11 protein-coding genes are annotated in these 21,834 nt (G+C 56.5%); all 11 read right to left on the reverse strand.

Translation table 11 applies throughout. From position 1 onward, the window contains the following. Position 1: 1 nt before the first annotated feature. The 11 genes from rpsE to NIZ92_RS19015 all read right to left on the reverse strand — a co-directional run bounded on the left by rpsE (position 2) and on the right by NIZ92_RS19015 (position 21,753). Entirely contained in the window at positions 2-523 is a 522-nt protein-coding gene (rpsE, locus tag NIZ92_RS18965; RefSeq protein WP_003805367.1) for a 30S ribosomal protein S5, read from the reverse strand. A 12-nt stretch (positions 524-535) separates the two neighbouring features. Continuing rightward, positions 536-889, reverse strand: coding sequence for a 50S ribosomal protein L18 (gene rplR, locus NIZ92_RS18970; RefSeq protein ID WP_009459977.1), 354 nt, complete (start codon positions 887-889; stop codon positions 536-538). Between the two features lie 21 nt (positions 890-910). Beyond that, positions 911-1,444 (reverse strand): 50S ribosomal protein L6, encoded by a 534-nt coding sequence (rplF, locus tag NIZ92_RS18975; protein WP_009459978.1) that lies wholly within the window; start codon positions 1,442-1,444, stop codon positions 911-913. A gap of 12 nt (positions 1,445-1,456) precedes the next feature. Next, positions 1,457-1,852, reverse strand: a complete 396-nt coding sequence (gene rpsH, locus NIZ92_RS18980) for a 30S ribosomal protein S8 (RefSeq protein WP_009459979.1) — start codon at positions 1,850-1,852, stop codon at positions 1,457-1,459. Positions 1,853-1,863: 11 nt separating this feature from the next. Next, entirely contained in the window at positions 1,864-2,169 is a 306-nt protein-coding gene (gene rpsN, locus NIZ92_RS18985) for a 30S ribosomal protein S14 (protein WP_003805371.1), read from the reverse strand. A gap of 10 nt (positions 2,170-2,179) precedes the next feature. After that, a complete protein-coding gene (gene rplE / locus NIZ92_RS18990) occupies positions 2,180-2,719 on the reverse strand; it encodes a 50S ribosomal protein L5 (protein WP_009459981.1) in 540 nt (179 codons plus the stop codon). A gap of 12 nt (positions 2,720-2,731) precedes the next feature. Continuing rightward, entirely contained in the window at positions 2,732-3,052 is a 321-nt protein-coding gene (gene rplX, locus NIZ92_RS18995; RefSeq protein ID WP_003805373.1) for a 50S ribosomal protein L24, read from the reverse strand. A 13-nt stretch (positions 3,053-3,065) separates the two neighbouring features. After that, positions 3,066-3,434, reverse strand: coding sequence for a 50S ribosomal protein L14 (gene rplN / locus NIZ92_RS19000; protein ID WP_003805375.1), 369 nt, complete (start codon positions 3,432-3,434; stop codon positions 3,066-3,068). 278 nt (positions 3,435-3,712) lie between these two features. After that, complete coding sequence (locus tag NIZ92_RS19005; protein ID WP_254002454.1) at positions 3,713-5,653, reverse strand: LapD/MoxY N-terminal periplasmic domain-containing protein; 1,941 nt, start codon at positions 5,651-5,653, stop codon at positions 3,713-3,715. A gap of 101 nt (positions 5,654-5,754) precedes the next feature. Continuing rightward, positions 5,755-6,387: a transglutaminase-like cysteine peptidase gene (locus tag NIZ92_RS19010; protein WP_035269590.1), complete on the reverse strand. Its 633-nt coding sequence runs from the start codon at positions 6,385-6,387 to the stop codon at positions 5,755-5,757. A gap of 426 nt (positions 6,388-6,813) precedes the next feature. After that, positions 6,814-21,753 carry a retention module-containing protein gene (locus NIZ92_RS19015; protein WP_254002455.1) on the reverse strand — a complete coding sequence of 4,980 codons (14,940 nt, stop codon included), beginning with the start codon at positions 21,751-21,753 and terminating at the stop codon, positions 6,814-6,816. Positions 21,754-21,834 lie beyond the last annotated feature (81 nt).

The raw sequence follows: 21,834 nt of genomic DNA on the forward strand, positions 1-21,834 counted from the left end.
CTTACCCCAGAATTTCTTCAACTGTCTTGCCGCGCTTGGCAGCAATGTCAGCAGGTGTCGAGCAAGCACGCAAACCGTTCAATGTAGCGCGAACCATGTTGTATGGGTTGCTGGAACCCAGGCTCTTGGCTACGACGTTGCGCACGCCCATCACTTCGAAGATAGCGCGCATTGGGCCACCGGCGATAACGCCAGTACCTTCAGCTGCGGGAGAGATCAGAACGGTGGCTGCACCGTGCTTACCAACTACGGTGTGATGCAAGGTGCCGTTCTTCAGAGGCACTTTGATCAGACCACGACGGGCCTGTTCCATTGCCTTCTGAACAGCAACGGGTACTTCGCGGGCCTTGCCCTTACCCATGCCGATGCGACCATCGCCATCACCGACCACGGCCAGCGACGCAAAGCTCATGGTGCGACCACCTTTAACGACTTTGCTGACGCGGTTGACCGCAATCATCTTTTCTTTCAGGCCGTCATCGCGCTCTTGCTCTGGAGCCTGTCTGCCTTGTGCTTTAGCCATTTGATAATTCCTTTAGAATTTCAAGCCGGCTTCACGCGCGGCCTCGGCCAGCGCTTTCACGCGGCCATGGTAACGGAAGCCCGAGCGGTCAAAAGCAACCGTCTCGATGCCCGCAGCCTTCGCCTTTTCGGCGACGCGCTTGCCAACCAGGCTGGCTGCCGCTACGTTGCTGCCAACGGCCAATTCTTTGCGAACTTCGGTCTCGACAGTGGAAGCACTGACCAGAACGCGGTCGCCTTCGGGCGAGATGATGCTCGCGTAAATATGCGTATTCGTGCGATGCACCGACAGGCGGTGTACGCGCAGCTCGGCGATCTTGCGGCGAGTAGCCACTGCACGACGCATACGGGATTGTTTCTTGTCCATGATTCGTCCTTGCCTGCGGGCTTATTTCTTCTTGGTTTCCTTGAGGATGACGCGTTCGCCGACGTAACGTACACCTTTGCCTTTGTAAGGCTCTGGTGGACGATAGCCACGAATTTCTGCGGCAACCTGACCAACCACCTGCTTGTTCGAGCCCTTGATCACGACTTCCGTCGGAGTTGGGCACTCGGCTTTGATGCCTTCAGGCAGGTCGTGCACGATGTCGTGCGAGAAACCCAGTTGCAACTTCAAGGCATTACCCTGGACGGAGGCACGGAAACCCACGCCAACCAGACTCAGCTTGCGTTCGAAACCGGCGCTCACGCCAACAACCATGTTGTTGACCAGTTGGCGCACGGTGCCGGACATTGCGTTTGCGTGACGAGTTTCGTTCGCAGGCACAAAAGACAGCTGACCGTCTTGAAGTTCAATAGTGACGTCGCCAGTCAGAGTTTGAACCAAAGTGCCCAGAGGGCCTTTGACCGTGATCTGATCAGCGGCAATGGTCGTTTCTACGCCTTTAGGCAGGGAAACGGGATACTTAGCGATACGTGACATATGATGTTCTCCTTATGCCACGTAGCACAGCACTTCGCCACCGACGCCAGCTGCACGTGCTTTGCGATCGGTCATCACGCCGCGAGACGTGGACACGATAGCAACACCCAAGCCGTTCATGACTTGAGGGATGTGTGTGCTGCCTTTGTAGATGCGCAGTCCAGGACGCGAAACGCGGTCGATGCGCTCGATGACTGGCTGGCCGGCATAGTATTTCAGGGTGACTTCCAGTTCTGGCTTGGCTTTTTCGCCAACGATACGGAAATCTTCGATGTAGCCTTCGTCTTTCAGCACAGCAGCAATAGCTGCTTTCAGCTTCGAGGAGGGCATGCTGACCGATGTCTTGTTGACCATTTGCGCGTTACGCACGCGGGTCAACATATCGGCGATTGGATCGCTCATGCTCATGTGTATTTCTCCTACCAGCTGGCCTTGGTCATACCGGGGATCTCGCCGCGCATTGCCATTTCGCGCACTTTATGGCGAGTCAAACCGAATTTCTTGAAAACACCACGAGGGCGACCGGTGATAACGCAGCGGTTGCGTTGACGGGTCGGGTTCGCGTTGCGTGGCAATTGTTGCAACTGCAAACGAGCTTCGTAGCGCTCTTCGTCAGACTTGGACTGGTCGTCAATGATCGCTTTCAGTGCTGCACGCTTGGCGGCGAATTTCTCAGCCAGCTTGGCGCGCTTGATGTCGCGATTGATGAGGGAAAGTTTAGCCACGTTGCGCCCCTTAGTTGCGGAACGGGAAGCTGAACGCGCTAAGCAGCGCCTTGGCCTCTTCGTCCGTCTTGGCAGAAGTAGTGATGCTGATGTTCAGACCACGCACTGCGTCGATTTTGTCGTACTCGATTTCGGGGAAAATGATTTGCTCTTTAACCCCCATGTTGTAGTTGCCACGGCCGTCAAACGCACGACCCGACACACCACGGAAGTCACGAACGCGTGGCAGAGCCACAGCGACCAGACGATCCAGGAATTCGTACATGCGTTGACCGCGCAGGGTCACCATACAACCGATCGGGTAATCTTCGCGAATCTTAAAACCGGCAATAGCTTTGCGGGTTTTCGTGATAACGGGCTTCTGACCAGCAATTTTGGTCATGTCCGATACCGCGTTCTCGATAATCTTCTTGTCAGCAACCGCTTCCGAGACACCCATGTTCAGAGTGATCTTGGTGATGCGGGGTACTTCCATAATGCTCTTGTACTCGAACTGCTTTTGCAGATCGGCAACCACTTTTTCGCGGTAGAACTCTTGTAAACGTGCCATGTTATCCGCCCCTTAAGCCTTGGCGCCAACGGCTTTGCCGCTGGAACGATAAACACGCGTCTTCTGACCGTCGATCACCTGGATACCAACGCGGTCGCCCTTGCCGGTTTCTGGGTTGAACAGTGCAACGTTCGAGATGTGGATAGGCATGGTCTTGTCGACGATACCACCCTGCGTGCCAGCCATAGGATTGGCTTTAACGTGTTTTTTGACTACGTTGATGCCTTCCACGATGACGTGGTCTGCATCGACGCGTTGCAGTACTGTGCCACGGCGTTTTTTATCACGGCCGGTCAGCACAATAACTTCGTCGCCTTTACGAATTTTTTGCATTTTTTCGCGCTCCTTACAGCACTTCGGGAGCCAAGGACACGATCTTCATGAACTTCTCGGTACGCAGTTCACGCGTAACGGGTCCGAAGATACGGGTGCCGATGGGTTCCAGCTTGGCATTGAGCAATACGGCGGCATTGCCACCGAAACGAATCAGCGAACCGTCTTTACGGCGCACGCCCTTAGCGGTACGAACCACTACAGCGTTGTAGATTTCGCCTTTTTTGACGCGTCCGCGCGGGGCCGCTTCTTTAACGGTAACTTTGATGATGTCACCAATTGCGGCATAACGGCGCTTCGAGCCGCCCAGCACCTTGATGCACATTACGGAACGCGCACCTGTGTTGTCGGCCACGTCCAGCGTGGTCTGCATTTGAATCATGATTTTTCCTGTTCCAACTTAATTGCAACGATCCAGTCAAAATGACTGGGTCACACAACCAGTTTTGGTCCCGTCAGATTCGGATCCAGCCAGTTCGATACCGTAAACCCGATCTCGATCTGGTCCGGCAAGCCGAACCCTAGGTTGAAATCTTGCGAGAGACAAAACGTTGTATTACCAACTTCAATCCGGATAGGCGACTAAGCCTCTCCGGTCAAAATAAAGAGGTAAGCCACATATACTAGCAAATAAGCCCCAGAAAAACAAGGATTTATTTGCTAAGGCCTTGGCACGACGGCGTTTTCACGCAACAGCTCGTCCAGCTGGGCACTATTGCTGCCTCGGGTTACCCGGCGCAAACCTATCCCCAATTCCTGCAGGCTCTGCAGGAACGCTGTCAGCAAATGTCGGCCACCCACCTCGGCCTGCAGCGTCTGGGCGCGCTCATCGTCCAGGACAATATATTTGAGTGCCATCATGTGCAACCACAGAATCGATTCGGGCTGCTCCAGAACACGACGCAGACCAAATTGCACACCCAAGGGCCGCAATTTATCCACGAAAGCGACTGTTTCCACATCGTGCTCACTCAGGCAATAAGCATCCAGTTCGATAATCAGACGCCGGGCCTTGTCACCAGCCTTGGTCAGAACCTCTGCCACCTGATCTGCAAATCCAGGCTTGATCACCGATGCCCAGGAGACACGGACACTTAAACTGCCCTCGTTATCGGCTAACCAGTCGCTTGCCAGCTCCATCGTACGCAAGTCACACTGCCACGACAGACCCAGACGCACCGCCACCGGAATGAACAAATAGGCAGGCAAACTGGCCTGTCCCGGTTGCTCGGGCAACAAATTCAGGGTTGCATCGTGAATCTGGCCCGCTTGCCCCCAGACTTCAACGCCCGGCTTCACACTCAATTCAATCCGGCCTTGCTTCAGACCACGCTCAATACGTGAATGCCATTCCTGCTCACCAATGGAAGAGCTCGCCTCGGAGTGAAGCCCTTCAGACGGACGGTATTCCACTTCCTGATGCCCTGCCCCTTCGGCGCGCATCAAGGCATTGTCCAAACGGGTCATCACGGCGCTGAGCGAGTCCTGACCTTCATAGTTCGTCATCGCCATGGACCAGCGGCACAAACTGCCATCGGGTAGAGGCTGGCGCAATTCCTGCAAGGCAGTACGCAGTTCCTGGGCAAAGCCCATCACTTGAGGACCCGTCTGGCCCTTGAGCAGCACAATAAAATCAGAACCATTCAAGCGCGCCAGATTGCCCGCGTCCATGCCATTTTTCTGCAATAGCTCCGTACAGCGCTGAGTCACCAGCTTCAGCCAGGCATCCACCGCGTCACGAGACAGGGAGGTATTCAATGGCAGCAAGTCCCGCTGACGGAATAACAGCACATGGCCGCCCTCTTCCTGTTGCAGCACCTGACGGAACATATTCACGAAGTACTTGCGATTGGCCAGGCCCGTGACCGGATCGCAGTTCAACTCCAGCTGTAACTGCTCGATTCGAGCATTTTGCTCCTGGCTGCTAACACGAATACGTTTTTGCACCGTGCTTAAGGTATGTGTGACGGCTTCCAGCTCGGGGATCGTGCGCACTTTCTTGCGGCTGGGTACAGACTCGCTTTGATCCATCTGTTGCAGCTCGAACTGGACGTGTTCACGCAAAGCCCGGCGCAACCAGGCCATGACCATCAATACAAACACACCCCAGGCAACCCCGGCGCCCAGCACCAACAAGGTGACGCGCACAAAGCTTTTCCACAAACTGGCGCGGGCGTACTCGTCAGCAGGTTTTACTTCGATCGTACCAATCTGATTCCAGCCATTACTGACATGAGCCGAGGCCACGGGTACATCAATCGGCAAAGAGTTGGCGAACCACGCAGGCGAAGATCCGCTGATCTGTGTTTCTTGCTGAGCACTACGCTCCACCAGGACCGTATCGGAAGTGTCAATAAAGCGGATACGCTCAAACTGCCCGGTATCGTACAAGGCGGCAATCAAAAGCTCCTGCGTCACCGGGTCCTGGTTGCTGGGCTGGGACAAGGTCAAGGCCAGCGAAGTCGCGGCCGACTCACCCTGAGCCTGCAACTGACTGCTTAAATACTGCCTTGCCGAGTCGACGCTGAACCACAGCGTGCCAATCAAGATAGCAAGAATCGCGCACGAGACACTTAGCAGGAGCTGTTTAAGTAAAGACATAGCGCTTCCGTATATTCCATAAATTCTGGTCTAGCCCACCCGACAAGGGTGTCCTGAGGTCTGTTTCCATTTGGTGCTCTAGCCCAAGGACCGGCACATCATCAAGGAACAAAACCTTCCTTACGCATTTTTTCCAGCAAACCACGCCACCGGCTGATACTGTCCACCGAACCTTTCTGGGCATTACCCACATACACCCCTTGCGAATTGAAGCTGAACACAGGGGTCAAATCAGGACGCTGGCTGGCGGGGCGAATCGAGCCACTTAAATTATCCAGCAGCAAAGGCTCGGCCTGGGGCGTGGGATAGTAGCCCAGAACCATGTGCGCAATGCTTTGCCCACCTACTTGAGCCCGCACGTAAATCAATCGCAGTTTTTCATTGGGCACACCCAGGTGCAACAAGGAAAAATACTTGCCGATAACAAAGTCCTCACAGTCACCCGCCGCTTTGCCCAAAGTCTCGATGGGCGTGGCCCAATAGTCCAGCTGGCCCCAAATATGAATGTCCTCGCCAGCCATCACATTCATATTCCAGAAATCATTGACGGCATCCAGCTGACGACGCTCACTTAAACCACGGGCGGACTCCAGATTAGCCATCCACCGATCCACGGCAGTCCCGGCACGGGCGCCAAAGCGGGAAACGGCGGTCTGGCGAATCTTGCTGACCTCGAACTGCAAGGCAGGCGCCGACAAGGGCAGCCACACCACAACCAGCAGTGCGACCAGCACAAACAGCGCAATCCTAGATCGAAGAAAAAGGCGTAGCCAGGCAAGAGACAAGAGCACGTCAATCCCAAATAAGCAAACCCTTATAACGGCGTTATAGCTTGCCTATTTAGTGGACGCTTGGCAATCGACAAAGCGTCTGAACCCTCTATATATAGAGCAGGCTGTTAAACGGTCTCGAATCACCCCAGCAAAAAGAAACAGCTGGTCTACAAAACCGCAGAGCCAACGCCTACCAGCTCAGCCTGGCCAGCCGTTCTGCTGCATGCACCCTCCTTCCTGCAGCCACATCAAGGATCATAGTCACAAATGCCAAACACCCACTATTGGCGCTGACGACAAGCTGCAGACATAAAAAAACCCCACAAACCCAAAAAGGCTTGTGGGGCTTGGGCACTACCCGCAGATAGTGCCTATCCGGTGAACAGCTTAGAAATCAGAGGACTTCAAAGTACCGTCTTTCAGCGAGTTGGCGATCTGGGCTGCCTTCTCTGCGTCAAAGTCGATGTTGTCCAGAATGATCTTCTGATCGATCTGGCCATTACCTTGAGAGCTGATACCGATTTCCATCTTGCCGTTATCCGAGCTGCCTACCGTCAGGTACTGGCTCAGATTACCGTCGTTGACGTCGTGGCCCGACAGCAAATCAGTGATATCCAAGGTGTCGGTACCCGAATCACCAAAGTCCATCACGTAATCCACAGCCGGTTTGCTGCTGGTACCTTCATCACCCTTGTTCCATACGAAGGTGTCATCACCCTCGCCGCCGAACATGATGTCGTCGCCAGCACCGCCGATCAGGATATCGTTGCCACCTTGGCCGTACAGGATGTCGTTACCAGCACCACCATCAAGGATGTCGTTACCACCGCGCTTGTCACCGTCAACATTGAAGTCAGCGTGGTTTTCCTTGATGTACTCGTACAGATCATTACCTGTTGCTGGAGTACCGCCGTTCTTCATTTGCAAGAACACTTCCAGCGCCTTCAAGCCCGAGCCGTCAGGCAGGTTGTCTGGACGACCACCCACTTCATGCCATGGCAACACATCGCCATCGGTATTGATCGTGTCACCAAAGATGATGTCGTTGCCGTCACCACCAATGATGTGGTCATTACCAACGGGGGCTGGATCGTTCGTTACCGAACCACCCTTCAAGGCTGCATCCAGGTCTTCCTTGGTGTTGACGATGTCGACCTTGTTAACCTCAGTCCAATCTTGAGGATTGCCGGAGGACAACAGCGTTACGTCATCAATGTAGACCTTGTAATTACTGCTGCTGGAACGATCGTCCACCAGGAACTCGAAGCGGTATTGGCCTTCGCCCACGGGCTTGGTCGTGATGGTGCCGGAGCTACCTGGACGACCACCTTCCTGCACAACTTCCCAGTTACCTGTCTTCTCGTTGTACTTCTGCAGTTGCCACTTAAAGACGTCGGCACTGTTACGGCCGCTTTCAGCATAGTGGAAGCTCAACTTGCCATAGCTGCCCGCAGCAACGGTCATACCTGGGCCACGAACGGTAGTCGCGGTATCGCCATTGCGGCTGTAGGTATCCGTAATTTCCAATCGGTTATCCGGATACCAAGTGCTACCCTGGTTCTTGACTCCAACTGTGCCGTTACCGCCGACCTTGTTCCAACCGTCATGACGGCCGTTTTCAAAGTCAGTCACGTCCTTGGTGCCACGAACAACGTCAACAACCTCAGTACCCGTGTTGTCGTATTTGCGCAGGACATCCACGCTGACGTCGTTACCAATACCCACGGCGTAAACCTTGCTACCCGAAGAGGTAACCAGGCTGTCGTAGGCTGCTTTACCACGCGAATCAGCCGTAGCGTCGTAACCGCTACCAGCACCTTGGCCAGTACCGTACTGGGTTGGGTTACCGTCAGTCAGGAAGTACGTAACGTTTTCATAAGCGTTGCCGTACTTGTCGACTGCAGGTGCATCGCCAGTCTTGAACCATGCTTCAGCGGCCTTGAAGGCTGCTTCGTAGTTGGTACCACCCACGCTGGAGTTCCAGCTGGAGTTGTAGCCGTTCAAGGTATCAATCGAATTGAGCAGATTGATCAAATCGGCATGAGTCAGGTCCTTGAAGACCATAGGCGTATCAGCCCTGGTACCAAAGCCAATAATGCTCAAGTTCACCGTGCCGCCTTCGTGGTTGGCCAAGCTTTCAGCCAAGGTCGTCAGCGCAGCCTTGAGCAACTGCATACGGTTCATATTGTCCGTACCAGAGGCTTCCTTCATGCTGTTGGAACGGTCAACCAGGATGGCAATGTTGTAGCTCTGGCCGTGAACAATGTTTTCTTGCACACCGCCGCGGTCACCAATAATGACGTCGTCGCCCACGCCACCATTCGGATTGCCACCACCGTTACCATCAACAATCAGTTGATCCACATCCAGCGTGTATGGACCGGAGTCGTTGGCAGACACACTGTTGCCAGCCGAGTCTGTCGTCGTCACTTTGGCGTCAACCGTGTCGTTCTTCAACAGATCCTGTACAGGTACTGGGATCTTGAAGGTCAGATCATTGCCAACAGTACCGGTGTATTCCTTGCCACCGATAGTCAGAGTCACGGTATCGCCGGGCTGTACATCCTTGCCAACCGTACCGGTCACATCAATCGTACCCTTGCCGTCACCAGCCTCATTGTGATCCAGCACGCCGTCACCGGCGATCGGATCCAACGTGATCTCGGCTTCAGGCAATGTGGTCTGCACACCGTAGTCGCGGTCAGCTTCAGCACTAGCGCTGTTACCGGCGTCATCCTTGGTCTCGACCTTGGCGTGGACGTTGTCATCCAGAGCCAGCTCGGAGCCAGGAACATTCACGTTCCAGGTCTTGCCATCGGTATTAACCGTGGTGGTGTAATCCTTACCGTTCACGGTCACAGTGACCTTGTCGCCAGCCTTGACGTCCTGACCAACCTTACCAGTGATGGTGATGGTGGACTCGGACTCCGCCTTGTTGATCACGTCATCGCCAGCAATGGTGTCGATGGTGATCGAAGCTTCGGGCAGGTCGGTGTCGACACCGTAGCCACGGTCAGCTTCAGCGCTCGCTGGGTTGCCCGCAGCGTCTTCGGTCTCAACCTTGGCGTGAACATTGCTGTCCTGGGCCAGTTCGGTACCAGGAACGTCCACGTTCCAGGTCTTGCCGTCAGCGTTAACGGTGGTCGTGTAGTCCTTGCCGTTCACGGTCACGGTGACGGTGTCGCCAGCCTTCACATCCTTGCCAACCGTACCAGTGATGGTCACGTCAGACTCGGACTCGGCCTTGTTGATTACGTCATCGCCAGCAATGGTGTCGATCGTGATCGAAGCTTCAGGCAGATCGGTATCGACACCGTAGCCACGGTCAGCTTCAGCACTCGCTGGGTTGCCGGCGGCGTCTTCCGTTTCCACCTTGGCGTGAACATTGCTGTCCTGGGCCAGTTCGGTACCAGGAACGTCCACGTTCCAAGTCTTGCCATCAGCGTTAACGGTGGTCGTGTAGTCCTTACCGTTCACGGTCACAGTGACGGTGTCACCAGCCTTCACATCCTTGCCAACCGTACCAGTGATGGTCACGTCGGACTCGGATTCAGCCTTGTTGATCACATCGTCGCCAGCAATGGTGTCGATCGTAATGGCGGCTTCGGGCAGATCGGTGTCGACGCCGTAGCCGCGGTCAGCTTCAGCCGAAGCGGGGTTACCGGCGGCGTCTTCCGTTTCCACCTTGGCGTGAACATTGCTGTCCTGGGCCAGTTCGGTACCAGGAACGTCTACGTTCCAGGTCTTGCCGTCAGCGTTCACGGTGGTGGTGTAATCCTTACCGTTGACCGTCACGGTCACGGTATCGCCAGCCTTAACGTCTTTACCCACGGTACCGGTGATGGTCACGTCGGACTCGGACTCGGCCTTGTTGATCACGTCGTCACCAGCAATGGTGTCGATGGTGATCGAAGCTTCTGGCAGATCGGTATCGACACCGTAGCCACGGTCGGCTTCAGCCGAAGCGGGGTTACCGGCGGCGTCTTCCGTTTCCACCTTGGCGTGAACATTGCTGTCCTGGGCCAGTTCGGTACCAGGAACGTCCACGTTCCAGGTCTTGCCGTCAGCGTTAACGGTGGTGGTGTAATCCTTACCGTTGACCGTCACGGTCACGGTATCGCCAGCCTTAACGTCTTTACCCACGGTACCGGTGATGGTCACGTCGGACTCGGACTCGGCCTTGTTGATTACGTCGTCACCGGCAATGGTGTCGATCGTGATCGAAGCTTCGGGCAGGTCGGTGTCGACACCGTAGCCGCGGTCGGCTTCAGCCGAAGCGGGGTTACCGGCGGCGTCTTCCGTTTCCACCTTGGCGTGAACATTGCTGTCCTGGGCCAGTTCGGTGCCAGGAACGTCCACGTTCCAGGTCTTGCCGTCAGCGTTAACGGTGGTGGTGTAGTCCTTGCCGTTCACGGTCACAGTGACGGTGTCACCAGCCTTGACGTCTTTACCCACGGTACCGGTGATGGTCACGTCAGACTCGGACTCAGCCTTGTTGATCACGTCGTCACCGGCAATGGTGTCGATCGTGATCGAAGCTTCGGGCAGATCGGTGTCGACACCGTAGCCACGGTCGGCTTCAGCCGAAGCGGGGTTACCGGCGGCGTCTTCCGTTTCCACCTTGGCGTGAACATTGCTGTCCTGGGCCAGTTCGGTACCAGGAACGTCCACGTTCCAGGTCTTGCCGTCAGCGTTCACGGTGGTGGTGTAGTCCTTGCCGTTGACCGTTACGGTCACGGTATCACCAGCCTTCACATCCTTGCCAACCGTACCAGTGATGGTCACGTCAGACTCGGACTCGGCCTTGTTGATCACGTCATCGCCCGCAATGGTGTCGATCGTGATCGAAGCTTCGGGCAGGTCGGTGTCTACACCGTAGCCGCGGTCAGCTTCAGCGCTCGCTGGGTTGCCGGCAGCATCTTCGGTCTCGACCTTGGCGTGAACATTGCTGTCCTGGGCCAGTTCGGTGCCAGGAACGTCCACGTTCCAGGTCTTGCCGTCAGCGTTAACGGTGGTCGTGTAGTCCTTACCGTTCACAGTCACAGTGACGGTGTCACCGGCCTTGACGTCTTTACCCACGGTACCGGTGATGGTCACGTCAGACTCGGACTCAGCCTTGTTGATCACGTCGTCACCGGCAATGGTGTCGATCGTGATCGAAGCTTCTGGCAGATCGGTGTCTACACCGTAGCCACGGTCAGCTTCAGCCGAAGCGGGGTTGCCCGCAGCGTCTTCAGTCTCAACCTTGGCATGTACGTTCGAATCAGCAGCCAACTCAGCACCAGGAACGTCTACGTTCCAGGTCTTGCCATCAGCGTTAACGGTGGTCGTGTAGTCCTTACCGTTCACGGTCACAGTGACGGTGTCGCCAGCCTTCACATCCTTGCCAACCGTACCAGTGATGGTCACGTCAGACTCGGACTCAGCCTTGTTGATTACGTCGTCACCGGCAATGGTGTCGATCGTGATCGAAGCTTCAGGCAGATCGGTATCCACACCGTAGCCACGGTCGGCTTCAGCCGAAGCGGGGTTACCGGCGGCGTCTTCAGTCTCGACCTTGGCGTGAACATTGCTGTCCTGAGCCAGTTCGGTACCAGGAACGTCCACGTTCCAGGTCTTGCCATCAGCGTTAACGGTGGTGGTGTAGTCCTTGCCGTTGACCGTTACGGTCACGGTATCACCAGCCTTGACGTCTTTACCCACGGTACCGGTGATGGTCACGTCAGACTCGGACTCGGCCTTGTTGATTACGTCATCGCCAGCAATGGTGTCGATCGTGATCGAAGCTTCAGGCAGATCGGTATCGACACCGTAGCCACGGTCAGCTTCAGCACTCGCTGGGTTGCCGGCGGCGTCTTCCGTTTCCACCTTGGCGTGAACATTGCTGTCCTGGGCCAGTTCGGTACCAGGAACGTCCACGTTCCAGGTCTTGCCGTCGGCGTTCACGGTGGTCGTGTAGTCCTTACCGTTGACCGTCACGGTCACGGTATCACCGGCCTTCACATCCTTGCCAACCGTACCAGTGATGGTCACGTCAGACTCGGACTCAGCCTTGTTGATTACGTCGTCGCCAGCAATGGTGTCGATGGTAATCGAAGCTTCGGGCAGATCGGTGTCTACACCGTAGCCACGGTCAGCTTCAGCGCTGGCTGGGTTGCCTGCAGCGTCTTCAGTCTCGACCTTGGCGTGTACGTTCGAATCTTGGGCCAGCTCAGAGCCAGGAACGTCCACGTTCCAGGTCTTGCCATCGGCGTTAACGGTGGTCGTGTAGTCCTTACCGTTCACGGTCACAGTCACCGTGTCACCAGCCTTCACATCCTTGCCAACCGTACCAGTGATGGTCACGTCAGACTCGGACTCAGCCTTGTTGATCACGTCGTCACCGGCAATGGTGTCGATCGTGATCGAAGCTTCGGGCAGGTCGGTATCCACGCCGTAGCCACGGTCAGCTTCAGCGCTCGCTGGGTTGCCCGCAGCGTCTTCGGTCTCAACCTTGGCGTGAACATTACTGTCCTGGGCCAGCTCAGCACCAGGAACGTCCACGTTCCAGGTCTTGCCGTCAGCGTTAACGGTGGTCGTGTAGTCCTTACCGTTCACGGTCACAGTGACGGTGTCACCGGCCTTGACGTCTTTACCCACAGTACCGGTAACAGTGACATCCCCTTCCGATTCGGCCTTGTTGATCACGTCATCGCCAGCAATGGTGTCGATGGTGATCGAAGCTTCGGGCAGGTCGGTGTCGACACCGTAGCCACGGTCAGCTTCAGCGCTCGCTGGGTTGCCCGCAGCGTCTTCGGTCTCAACCTTGGCGTGAACATTGCTGTCCTGGGCCAGTTCGGTACCAGGAACGTCCACGTTCCAGGTCTTGCCATCGGCGTTAACGGTGGTCGTGTAGTCCTTACCGTTCACGGTCACAGTGACGGTGTCACCGGCCTTCACATCCTTGCCAACCGTACCAGTGATGGTCACGTCGGACTCGGACTCAGCCTTGTTGATCACGTCATCGCCCGCAATGGTGTCGATCGTGATCGAAGCTTCAGGCAGATCGGTATCGACACCGTAGCCACGGTCAGCTTCAGCACTCGCTGGGTTGCCGGCGGCGTCTTCCGTTTCCACCTTGGCGTGAACATTGCTGTCCTGGGCCAGTTCGGTACCAGGAACGTCTACGTTCCAGGTCTTGCCATCGGCGTTAACGGTGGTCGTGTAGTCCTTACCGTTCACGGTCACAGTGACGGTGTCACCGGCCTTCACATCCTTGCCAACCGTACCAGTGATGGTCACGTCGGACTCGGATTCAGCCTTGTTGATCACATCGTCGCCAGCAATGGTGTCGATCGTAATGGCGGCTTCGGGCAGATCGGTGTCGACGCCGTAGCCGCGGTCAGCTTCAGCCGAAGCGGGGTTACCGGCGGCGTCTTCCGTTTCCACCTTGGCGTGAACATTGCTGTCCTGGGCCAGTTCGGTACCAGGAACGTCTACGTTCCAGGTCTTGCCGTCAGCGTTCACGGTGGTGGTGTAATCCTTACCGTTGACCGTCACGGTCACGGTATCGCCAGCCTTAACGTCTTTACCCACGGTACCGGTGATGGTCACGTCGGACTCGGACTCGGCCTTGTTGATCACGTCGTCACCAGCAATGGTGTCGATGGTGATCGAAGCTTCTGGCAGATCGGTATCGACACCGTAGCCACGGTCGGCTTCAGCCGAAGCGGGGTTACCGGCGGCGTCTTCCGTTTCCACCTTGGCGTGAACATTGCTGTCCTGGGCCAGTTCGGTACCAGGAACGTCTACGTTCCAGGTCTTGCCATCAGCGTTAACGGTGGTCGTGTAGTCCTTGCCGTTCACGGTCACAGTGACGGTATCACCAGCCTTGACGTCTTTACCCACGGTACCGGTGATGGTCACGTCGGACTCGGACTCAGCCTTGTTGATCACATCATCACCGGCAATGGTGTCGATCGTGATCGAAGCTTCGGGCAGGTCGGTATCGACACCGTAGCCACGGTCAGCTTCAGCACTGGCTGGGTTGCCCGCAGCATCTTCAGTCTCAACCTTGGCATGTACGTTCGAATCAGCAGCCAACTCGGAACCAGGAACATCCACGTTCCAGGTCTTGCCGTCAGCGTTCACGGTGGTCGTGTAGTCCTTGCCGTTCACGGTCACAGTGACGGTGTCACCGGCCTTGACGTCTTTACCCACAGTACCGGTAACAGTGACATCCCCTTCCGATTCAGCCTTGTTGATTACGTCGTCACCGGCAATGGTGTCGATGGTGATCGAAGCTTCTGGCAGATCGGTATCGACACCGTAGCCGCGGTCAGCTTCAGCGCTCGCAGGGTTACCCGCAGCATCTTCGGTCTCGACCTTGGCATGTACGTTCGAATCAGCAGCCAACTCGGAACCAGGAACGTCTACGTTCCAGGTCTTGCCATCAGCGTTCACGGTGGTGGTGTAATCCTTACCGTTCACGGTCACAGTGACAGTGTCGCCAGCCTTGACGTCTTTACCCACGGTACCGGTGATGGTCACGTCGGACTCGGACTCGGCCTTGTTGATCACGTCGTCACCAGCAATGGTGTCGATGGTGATCGAAGCTTCTGGCAGATCGGTATCGACACCGTAGCCACGGTCGGCTTCAGCCGAAGCGGGGTTACCGGCGGCGTCTTCAGTCTCGACCTTGGCGTGAACATTGCTGTCCTGAGCCAGTTCGGTACCAGGAACGTCCACGTTCCAGGTCTTGCCATCAGCGTTAACGGTGGTGGTGTAGTCCTTGCCGTTGACCGTTACGGTCACGGTATCACCAGCCTTGACGTCTTTACCCACGGTACCGGTGATGGTCACGTCAGACTCGGACTCGGCCTTGTTGATTACGTCATCGCCAGCAATGGTGTCGATCGTGATCGAAGCTTCAGGCAGATCGGTATCGACACCGTAGCCACGGTCAGCTTCAGCACTCGCTGGGTTGCCGGCGGCGTCTTCCGTTTCCACCTTGGCGTGAACATTGCTGTCCTGGGCCAGTTCGGTACCAGGAACGTCTACGTTCCAGGTCTTGCCATCAGCGTTAACGGTGGTCGTGTAGTCCTTGCCGTTCACGGTCACAGTGACGGTGTCACCAGCCTTCACATCCTTGCCAACCGTACCAGTGATGGTCACGTCAGACTCGGACTCAGCCTTGTTGATTACGTCGTCGCCAGCAATGGTGTCGATCGTGATCGAAGCTTCGGGCAGGTCGGTGTCGACACCGTAGCCACGGTCAGCTTCAGCGCTCGCTGGGTTGCCCGCAACGTCTTCGGTCTCGACCTTGGCGTGAACATTGCTGTCCTGGGCCAGTTCGGTACCAGGAACGTCTACGTTCCAGGTCTTGCCGTCAGCGTTAACGGTGGTCGTGTAGTCCTTGCCGTTCACGGTCACGGTGACGGTGTCGCCAGCCTTCACATCCTTGCCAACCGTACCAGTGATGGTCACGTCAGACTCGGACTCGGCCTTGTTGATCACGTCGTCACCAGCAATGGTGTCGATGGTGATCGAAGCTTCTGGCAGATCGGTATCGACACCGTAGCCACGGTCGGCTTCAGCCGAAGCGGGGTTACCGGCGGCGTCTTCAGTCTCGACCTTGGCGTGAACATTGCTGTCCTGAGCCAGTTCGGTACCAGGAACGTCCACGTTCCAGGTCTTGCCATCAGCGTTAACGGTGGTGGTGTAGTCCTTGCCGTTGACCGTTACGGTCACGGTATCACCAGCCTTCACATCCTTGCCAACCGTACCAGTGATGGTCACGTCAGACTCGGACTCAGCCTTGTTGATTACGTCGTCGCCAGCAATGGTGTCGATCGTGATCGAAGCTTCGGGCAGATCGGTGTCGACACCGTAGCCGCGGTCAGCTTCAGCCGAAGCGGGGTTACCGGCGGCGTCTTCCGTTTCCACCTTGGCGTGAACATTGCTGTCCTGGGCCAGTTCGGTACCAGGAACGTCCACGTTCCAGGTCTTGCCGTCAGCGTTAACGGTGGTGGTGTAATCCTTACCGTTGACCGTCACGGTCACGGTATCGCCAGCCTTAACGTCTTTACCCACGGTACCGGTGATGGTCACGTCGGACTCGGACTCGGCCTTGTTGATTACGTCGTCACCGGCAATGGTGTCGATCGTGATCGAAGCTTCGGGCAGGTCGGTGTCGACACCGTAGCCGCGGTCGGCTTCAGCCGAAGCGGGGTTACCGGCGGCGTCTTCCGTTTCCACCTTGGCGTGAACATTGCTGTCCTGGGCCAGTTCGGTGCCAGGAACGTCCACGTTCCAGGTCTTGCCGTCAGCGTTAACGGTGGTGGTGTAGTCCTTGCCGTTCACGGTCACAGTGACGGTGTCACCAGCCTTGACGTCTTTACCCACGGTACCGGTGATGGTCACGTCAGACTCGGACTCAGCCTTGTTGATCACGTCGTCACCGGCAATGGTGTCGATCGTGATCGAAGCTTCGGGCAGATCGGTGTCGACACCGTAGCCACGGTCGGCTTCAGCCGAAGCGGGGTTACCGGCGGCGTCTTCCGTTTCCACCTTGGCGTGAACATTGCTGTCCTGGGCCAGTTCGGTACCAGGAACGTCCACGTTCCAGGTCTTGCCGTCAGCGTTCACGGTGGTGGTGTAGTCCTTGCCGTTGACCGTTACGGTCACGGTATCACCAGCCTTCACATCCTTGCCAACCGTACCAGTGATGGTCACGTCAGACTCGGACTCGGCCTTGTTGATCACGTCATCGCCCGCAATGGTGTCGATCGTGATCGAAGCTTCGGGCAGGTCGGTGTCTACACCGTAGCCGCGGTCAGCTTCAGCGCTCGCTGGGTTGCCGGCAGCATCTTCGGTCTCGACCTTGGCGTGAACATTGCTGTCCTGGGCCAGTTCGGTGCCAGGAACGTCCACGTTCCAGGTCTTGCCGTCAGCGTTAACGGTGGTCGTGTAGTCCTTACCGTTCACAGTCACAGTGACGGTGTCACCGGCCTTGACGTCTTTACCCACGGTACCGGTGATGGTCACGTCAGACTCGGACTCAGCCTTGTTGATCACGTCGTCACCGGCAATGGTGTCGATCGTGATCGAAGCTTCTGGCAGATCGGTGTCTACACCGTAGCCACGGTCAGCTTCAGCCGAAGCGGGGTTGCCCGCAGCGTCTTCAGTCTCAACCTTGGCATGTACGTTCGAATCAGCAGCCAACTCAGCACCAGGAACGTCTACGTTCCAGGTCTTGCCATCAGCGTTAACGGTGGTCGTGTAGTCCTTACCGTTCACGGTCACAGTGACGGTGTCGCCAGCCTTCACATCCTTGCCAACCGTACCAGTGATGGTCACGTCAGACTCGGACTCAGCCTTGTTGATTACGTCGTCACCGGCAATGGTGTCGATCGTGATCGAAGCTTCAGGCAGATCGGTATCCACACCGTAGCCACGGTCGGCTTCAGCCGAAGCGGGGTTACCGGCGGCGTCTTCAGTCTCGACCTTGGCGTGAACATTGCTGTCCTGAGCCAGTTCGGTACCAGGAACGTCCACGTTCCAGGTCTTGCCATCAGCGTTAACGGTGGTCGTGTAGTCCTTACCATTGACCGTCACGGTCACGGTGTCGCCAGCCTTGACGTCTTTACCCACGGTACCAGTGATGGTCACGTCAGACTCGGACTCAGCCTTGTTGATCACGTCGTCACCGGCAATGGTGTCGATGGTAATCGAAGCTTCTGGCAGGTCGGTATCGACACCGTAGCCGCGGTCGGCTTCAGCACTGGCTGGGTTGCCCGCAGCATCTTCAGTCTCAACCTTGGCGTGTACGTTCGAATCAGCAGCCAACTCAGCACCAGGAACATCCACGTTCCAGGTCTTGCCATCGGCATTAACGGTGGTGGTGTAGTCCTTACCGTTGACCGTCACGGTCACGGTATCACCGGCCTTCACATCCTTGCCAACCGTACCGGTGATGGTCACGTCAGACTCGGACTCGGCCTTGTTGATCACGTCGTCACCGGCAATGGTGTCGATCGTGATCAAAGCTTCGGGCAGGTCGGTATCGACACCGTAGCCGCGGTCAGCTTCAGCCGAAGCGGGGTTACCGGCGGCGTCTTCAGTCTCGACCTTGGCGTGAACATTGCTGTCCTGAGCCAGTTCGGTACCAGGAACGTCCACGTTCCAGGTCTTGCCGTCAGCGTTAACGTTGGTGGTGTAATCCTTGCCGTTCACGGTCACGGTGACGGTGTCGCCAGCCTTCACATCCTTGCCAACCGTACCAGTGATGGTCACGTCAGACTCGGACTCAGCCTTGTTGATTACGTCGTCACCGGCAATGGTGTCGATCGTGATCGAAGCTTCTGGCAGGTCAGTATCGACACCGTAGCCGCGATCGGCTTCAGCCGAAGCAGGGTTACCCGCAGCATCTTCGGTCTCGACCTTGGCATGTACGTTCGAATCAGCAGCCAACTCGGAACCAGGAACATCCACGTTCCAGGTCTTGCCATCGGCGTTAACGGTGGTCGTGTAGTCCTTACCGTTCACGGTCACAGTGACGGTGTCACCGGCCTTGACGTCTTTACCCACGGTACCGGTAACAGTGACATCCCCTTCCGATTCAGCCTTGTTGATCACGTCGTCACCGGCAATGGTGTCGATCGTGATCGAAGCTTCGGGCAGGTCGGTATCCACGCCGTAGCCACGGTCAGCTTCAGCCGAAGCGGGGTTACCGGCGGCGTCTTCCGTTTCCACCTTGGCGTGAACATTGCTGTCCTGAGCCAGTTCGGTACCAGGAACGTCCACGTTCCAGGTCTTGCCGTCAGCGTTAACGGTGGTGGTGTAATCCTTGCCGTTCACGGTCACAGTGACAGTGTCGCCAGCCTTCACATCCTTGCCAACCGTACCAGTGATTGTCACGTCGGACTCGGACTCAGCCTTGTTGATCACATCATCACCGGCAATGGTGTCGATGGTAATCGAAGCTTCTGGCAGATCGGTATCGACACCGTAGCCGCGGTCGGCTTCAGCGCTGGCTGGGTTACCCGCAGCATCTTCCGTTTCCACCTTGGCGTGAACATTGCTGTCCTGAGCCAGTTCGGTACCAGGAACGTCCACGTTCCAGGTCTTGCCATCAGCGTTAACGGTGGTGGTGTAATCCTTACCGTTGACCGTCACGGTCACGGTATCGCCAGCCTTAACGTCTTTACCCACGGTACCGGTGATGGTCACGTCGGACTCGGACTCAGCCTTGTTGATCACGTCGTCGCCCGCAATGGTGTCGATGGTGATGGCGGCTTCCGGAGCATCGGTATCAACATCGTATGGACGTTCTGCATTGGCGGAAGCGGGGTTGCCTGCTTCGTCCTCAGTCGTAACCTTAGCGTCAACTTTAGCGTGACCCAGCAGGTCCACGCCTGGAACATTCACGTTCCACGTCTTGCCATCGGCATTAACCGTTGTAGTGAACTCTTTACCACCGATAGTGATAGTGACGGTGTCGCCGGCCTTGACGTCCTTGCCAACCGTACCGGAGATGATCACGTCGGATTCGGACTCGGCCTTGTTAATGACGTCATCTTCAGCGATGACATTAATAGCGATCTCGGCTTCAGGAGGCGTAACGTCGACATCGTAAGGCTTCTCGTCGGTCGCAGTCGTGGTGTTGCCGGCGTCGTCGGTCGTGGTGACTTTGGCTTCAACCTTGTCGTTGTTGACCAGCTCGGAACCAGGAACGTCCACGCTCCAGGTCTTGCCGTCCGGATTGACGGTGGTTTCGTATTCTTTACCGCCGACGGTCACAGTGACCTTGTCGCCAGGTTTGACGTCTTTACCAACCGTACCGGTGATCGTGACGTCGCCGCCCGACTCTTCCTTGTTGATCACGTCGTCGCCTGTAATCGGATCGATTTCGATCTCGGCTTCAGGAGGCGTAACGTCGACGTCGTAAGGCTTCTCGTCGGTCGCCGTCGTGGTGTTGCCAGCGTCGTCAGTCGTGGTGACTTTGGCTTCAACCTTGTCGTTGTTGACCAGCTCGGAACCAGGAACGTCCACGCTCCAGGTCTTGCCGTCCGGGTTGACGGTGGTTTCGTATTCTTTACCGCCGACGGTCACAGTGACCTTGTCGCCAGGTTTGACGTCTTTACCAACCGTACCGGTGATCGTGACGTCGCCGCCCGACTCTTCCTTGTTGATCACGTCGTCGCCTGTAATCGGATCGATTTCGATCTCGGCTTCAGGAGGCGTAACGTCGACGTCGTAAGGCTTCTCGTCGGTCGCCGTCGTGGTGTTGCCGGCGTCGTCGGTCGTGGTGACTTTGGCTTCAACCTTGTCGTTGTTGACCAGTACGGAACCAGGAACGTCCACGCTCCAGGTCTTGCCGTCCGGGTTGACGGTGGTTTCGTATTCTTTACCGCCGACGGTCACAGTGACCTTGTCGCCAGGTTTGACGTCTTTACCAACCGTACCAGTAATAGTTACATCACCTTCGGACTCTTCCTTATTGATGACGCCGTCTTCAGTAATGGAATCGATCGTGATTTCAGCTTCTGGGGGCAGCGTGTCGACCGTGGTCGTGTCTTCGCCGCCGTTACCTGGGGTACCAACTTCGTTGGTGTAGCTACCGTCAGGCACTTTGACGGTGATTTCACCTTCGTAATTCGGTGGGGGAACCAGCGTTCCGGTCCAGGTCTTGGGATCTTTGTTGTCTGGTGTCAGACCTTCGATGCGACCGCCGCCGGTGACCACGATATCTTCGATATCAAAGCCAAATGGCACTTCAGTAAATGTGAAGGTAACGGTGCCGTCGTCATTGATCTTGACAGTAACGGAGGGAGGAACCAGAGGACCGGCCTCTTCTTCGCCAGTACCGCTGTAGCCACCCAAGCGCACGTTTTCAACGGTGGGCACGCCAGGACGTGGGTATTCCAGGGCCAGAGGGCGTGTGGTTTCCACAATGCTGACCAGGCGGGTGAAGCTGCTGCCACCGCCTTCGCCACCACCGGTCAATACGGCAGCGGTTGGGTCAAGTTGGGAGAATGGGTCATCGCCAGCTTCCAGAGCGGCCAACACAGCCGTAATGGCTGGGTCGTTCGGGTTGGCCAGAGCAGCGGCTACTGGGTCCACATCGGTTTCTGCGATATCGCCGCTGACCAGGAAGGAGCGGTTATCGGAAATGGTCATCGATGGGCTGCCAGGGATCTCAAGCTCGACGCTGGCGCCGGTCTCGGTGATGATCTCGGCATTAACAGGGACGCGCATCCCTTCTTTGACAGCTACTTTGGAGCCATCGGCGGTACGGATCCATGCCGTACCTTCAACTCGTGTCACTAAAACAGTATCCAGTGCCATGACTGTCTGATTCCTAAAAAAAGACTGCCGCCAAGCAGCAGTCAGAAATGGACTTTCTTTGATCAGAGAATAGCGAGTTGG

It is taken from the genome of Alcaligenes sp. 1735tsa3, assembly GCF_024134565.1.
Classification (GTDB): domain Bacteria; phylum Pseudomonadota; class Gammaproteobacteria; order Burkholderiales; family Burkholderiaceae_B; genus Alcaligenes; species Alcaligenes phenolicus.

Excerpts from the sequence above, each read along its gene's own strand:
- rpsE (WP_003805367.1), bottom strand. The coding sequence starts at position 523 with ATGGCTAAAGCACAAGGCAGACAGGCTCCAGAGCAAGAGCGCGATGAC.
- rplR (WP_009459977.1), bottom strand. The coding sequence starts at position 889 with ATGGACAAGAAACAATCCCGTATGCGTCGTGCAGTGGCTACTCGCCGC.
- rplF (WP_009459978.1), bottom strand. The coding sequence starts at position 1,444 with ATGTCACGTATCGCTAAGTATCCCGTTTCCCTGCCTAAAGGCGTAGAA.
- rpsH (WP_009459979.1), bottom strand. The coding sequence starts at position 1,852 with ATGAGCATGAGCGATCCAATCGCCGATATGTTGACCCGCGTGCGTAAC.
- rplE (WP_009459981.1), bottom strand. The coding sequence starts at position 2,719 with ATGGCACGTTTACAAGAGTTCTACCGCGAAAAAGTGGTTGCCGATCTG.
- rplX (WP_003805373.1), bottom strand. The coding sequence starts at position 3,052 with ATGCAAAAAATTCGTAAAGGCGACGAAGTTATTGTGCTGACCGGCCGT.
- rplN (WP_003805375.1), bottom strand. The coding sequence starts at position 3,434 with ATGATTCAAATGCAGACCACGCTGGACGTGGCCGACAACACAGGTGCG.
- NIZ92_RS19005 (WP_254002454.1), bottom strand. The coding sequence starts at position 5,653 with ATGTCTTTACTTAAACAGCTCCTGCTAAGTGTCTCGTGCGCGATTCTT.
- NIZ92_RS19015 (WP_254002455.1), bottom strand. The coding sequence starts at position 21,753 with ATGGCACTGGATACTGTTTTAGTGACACGAGTTGAAGGTACGGCATGG.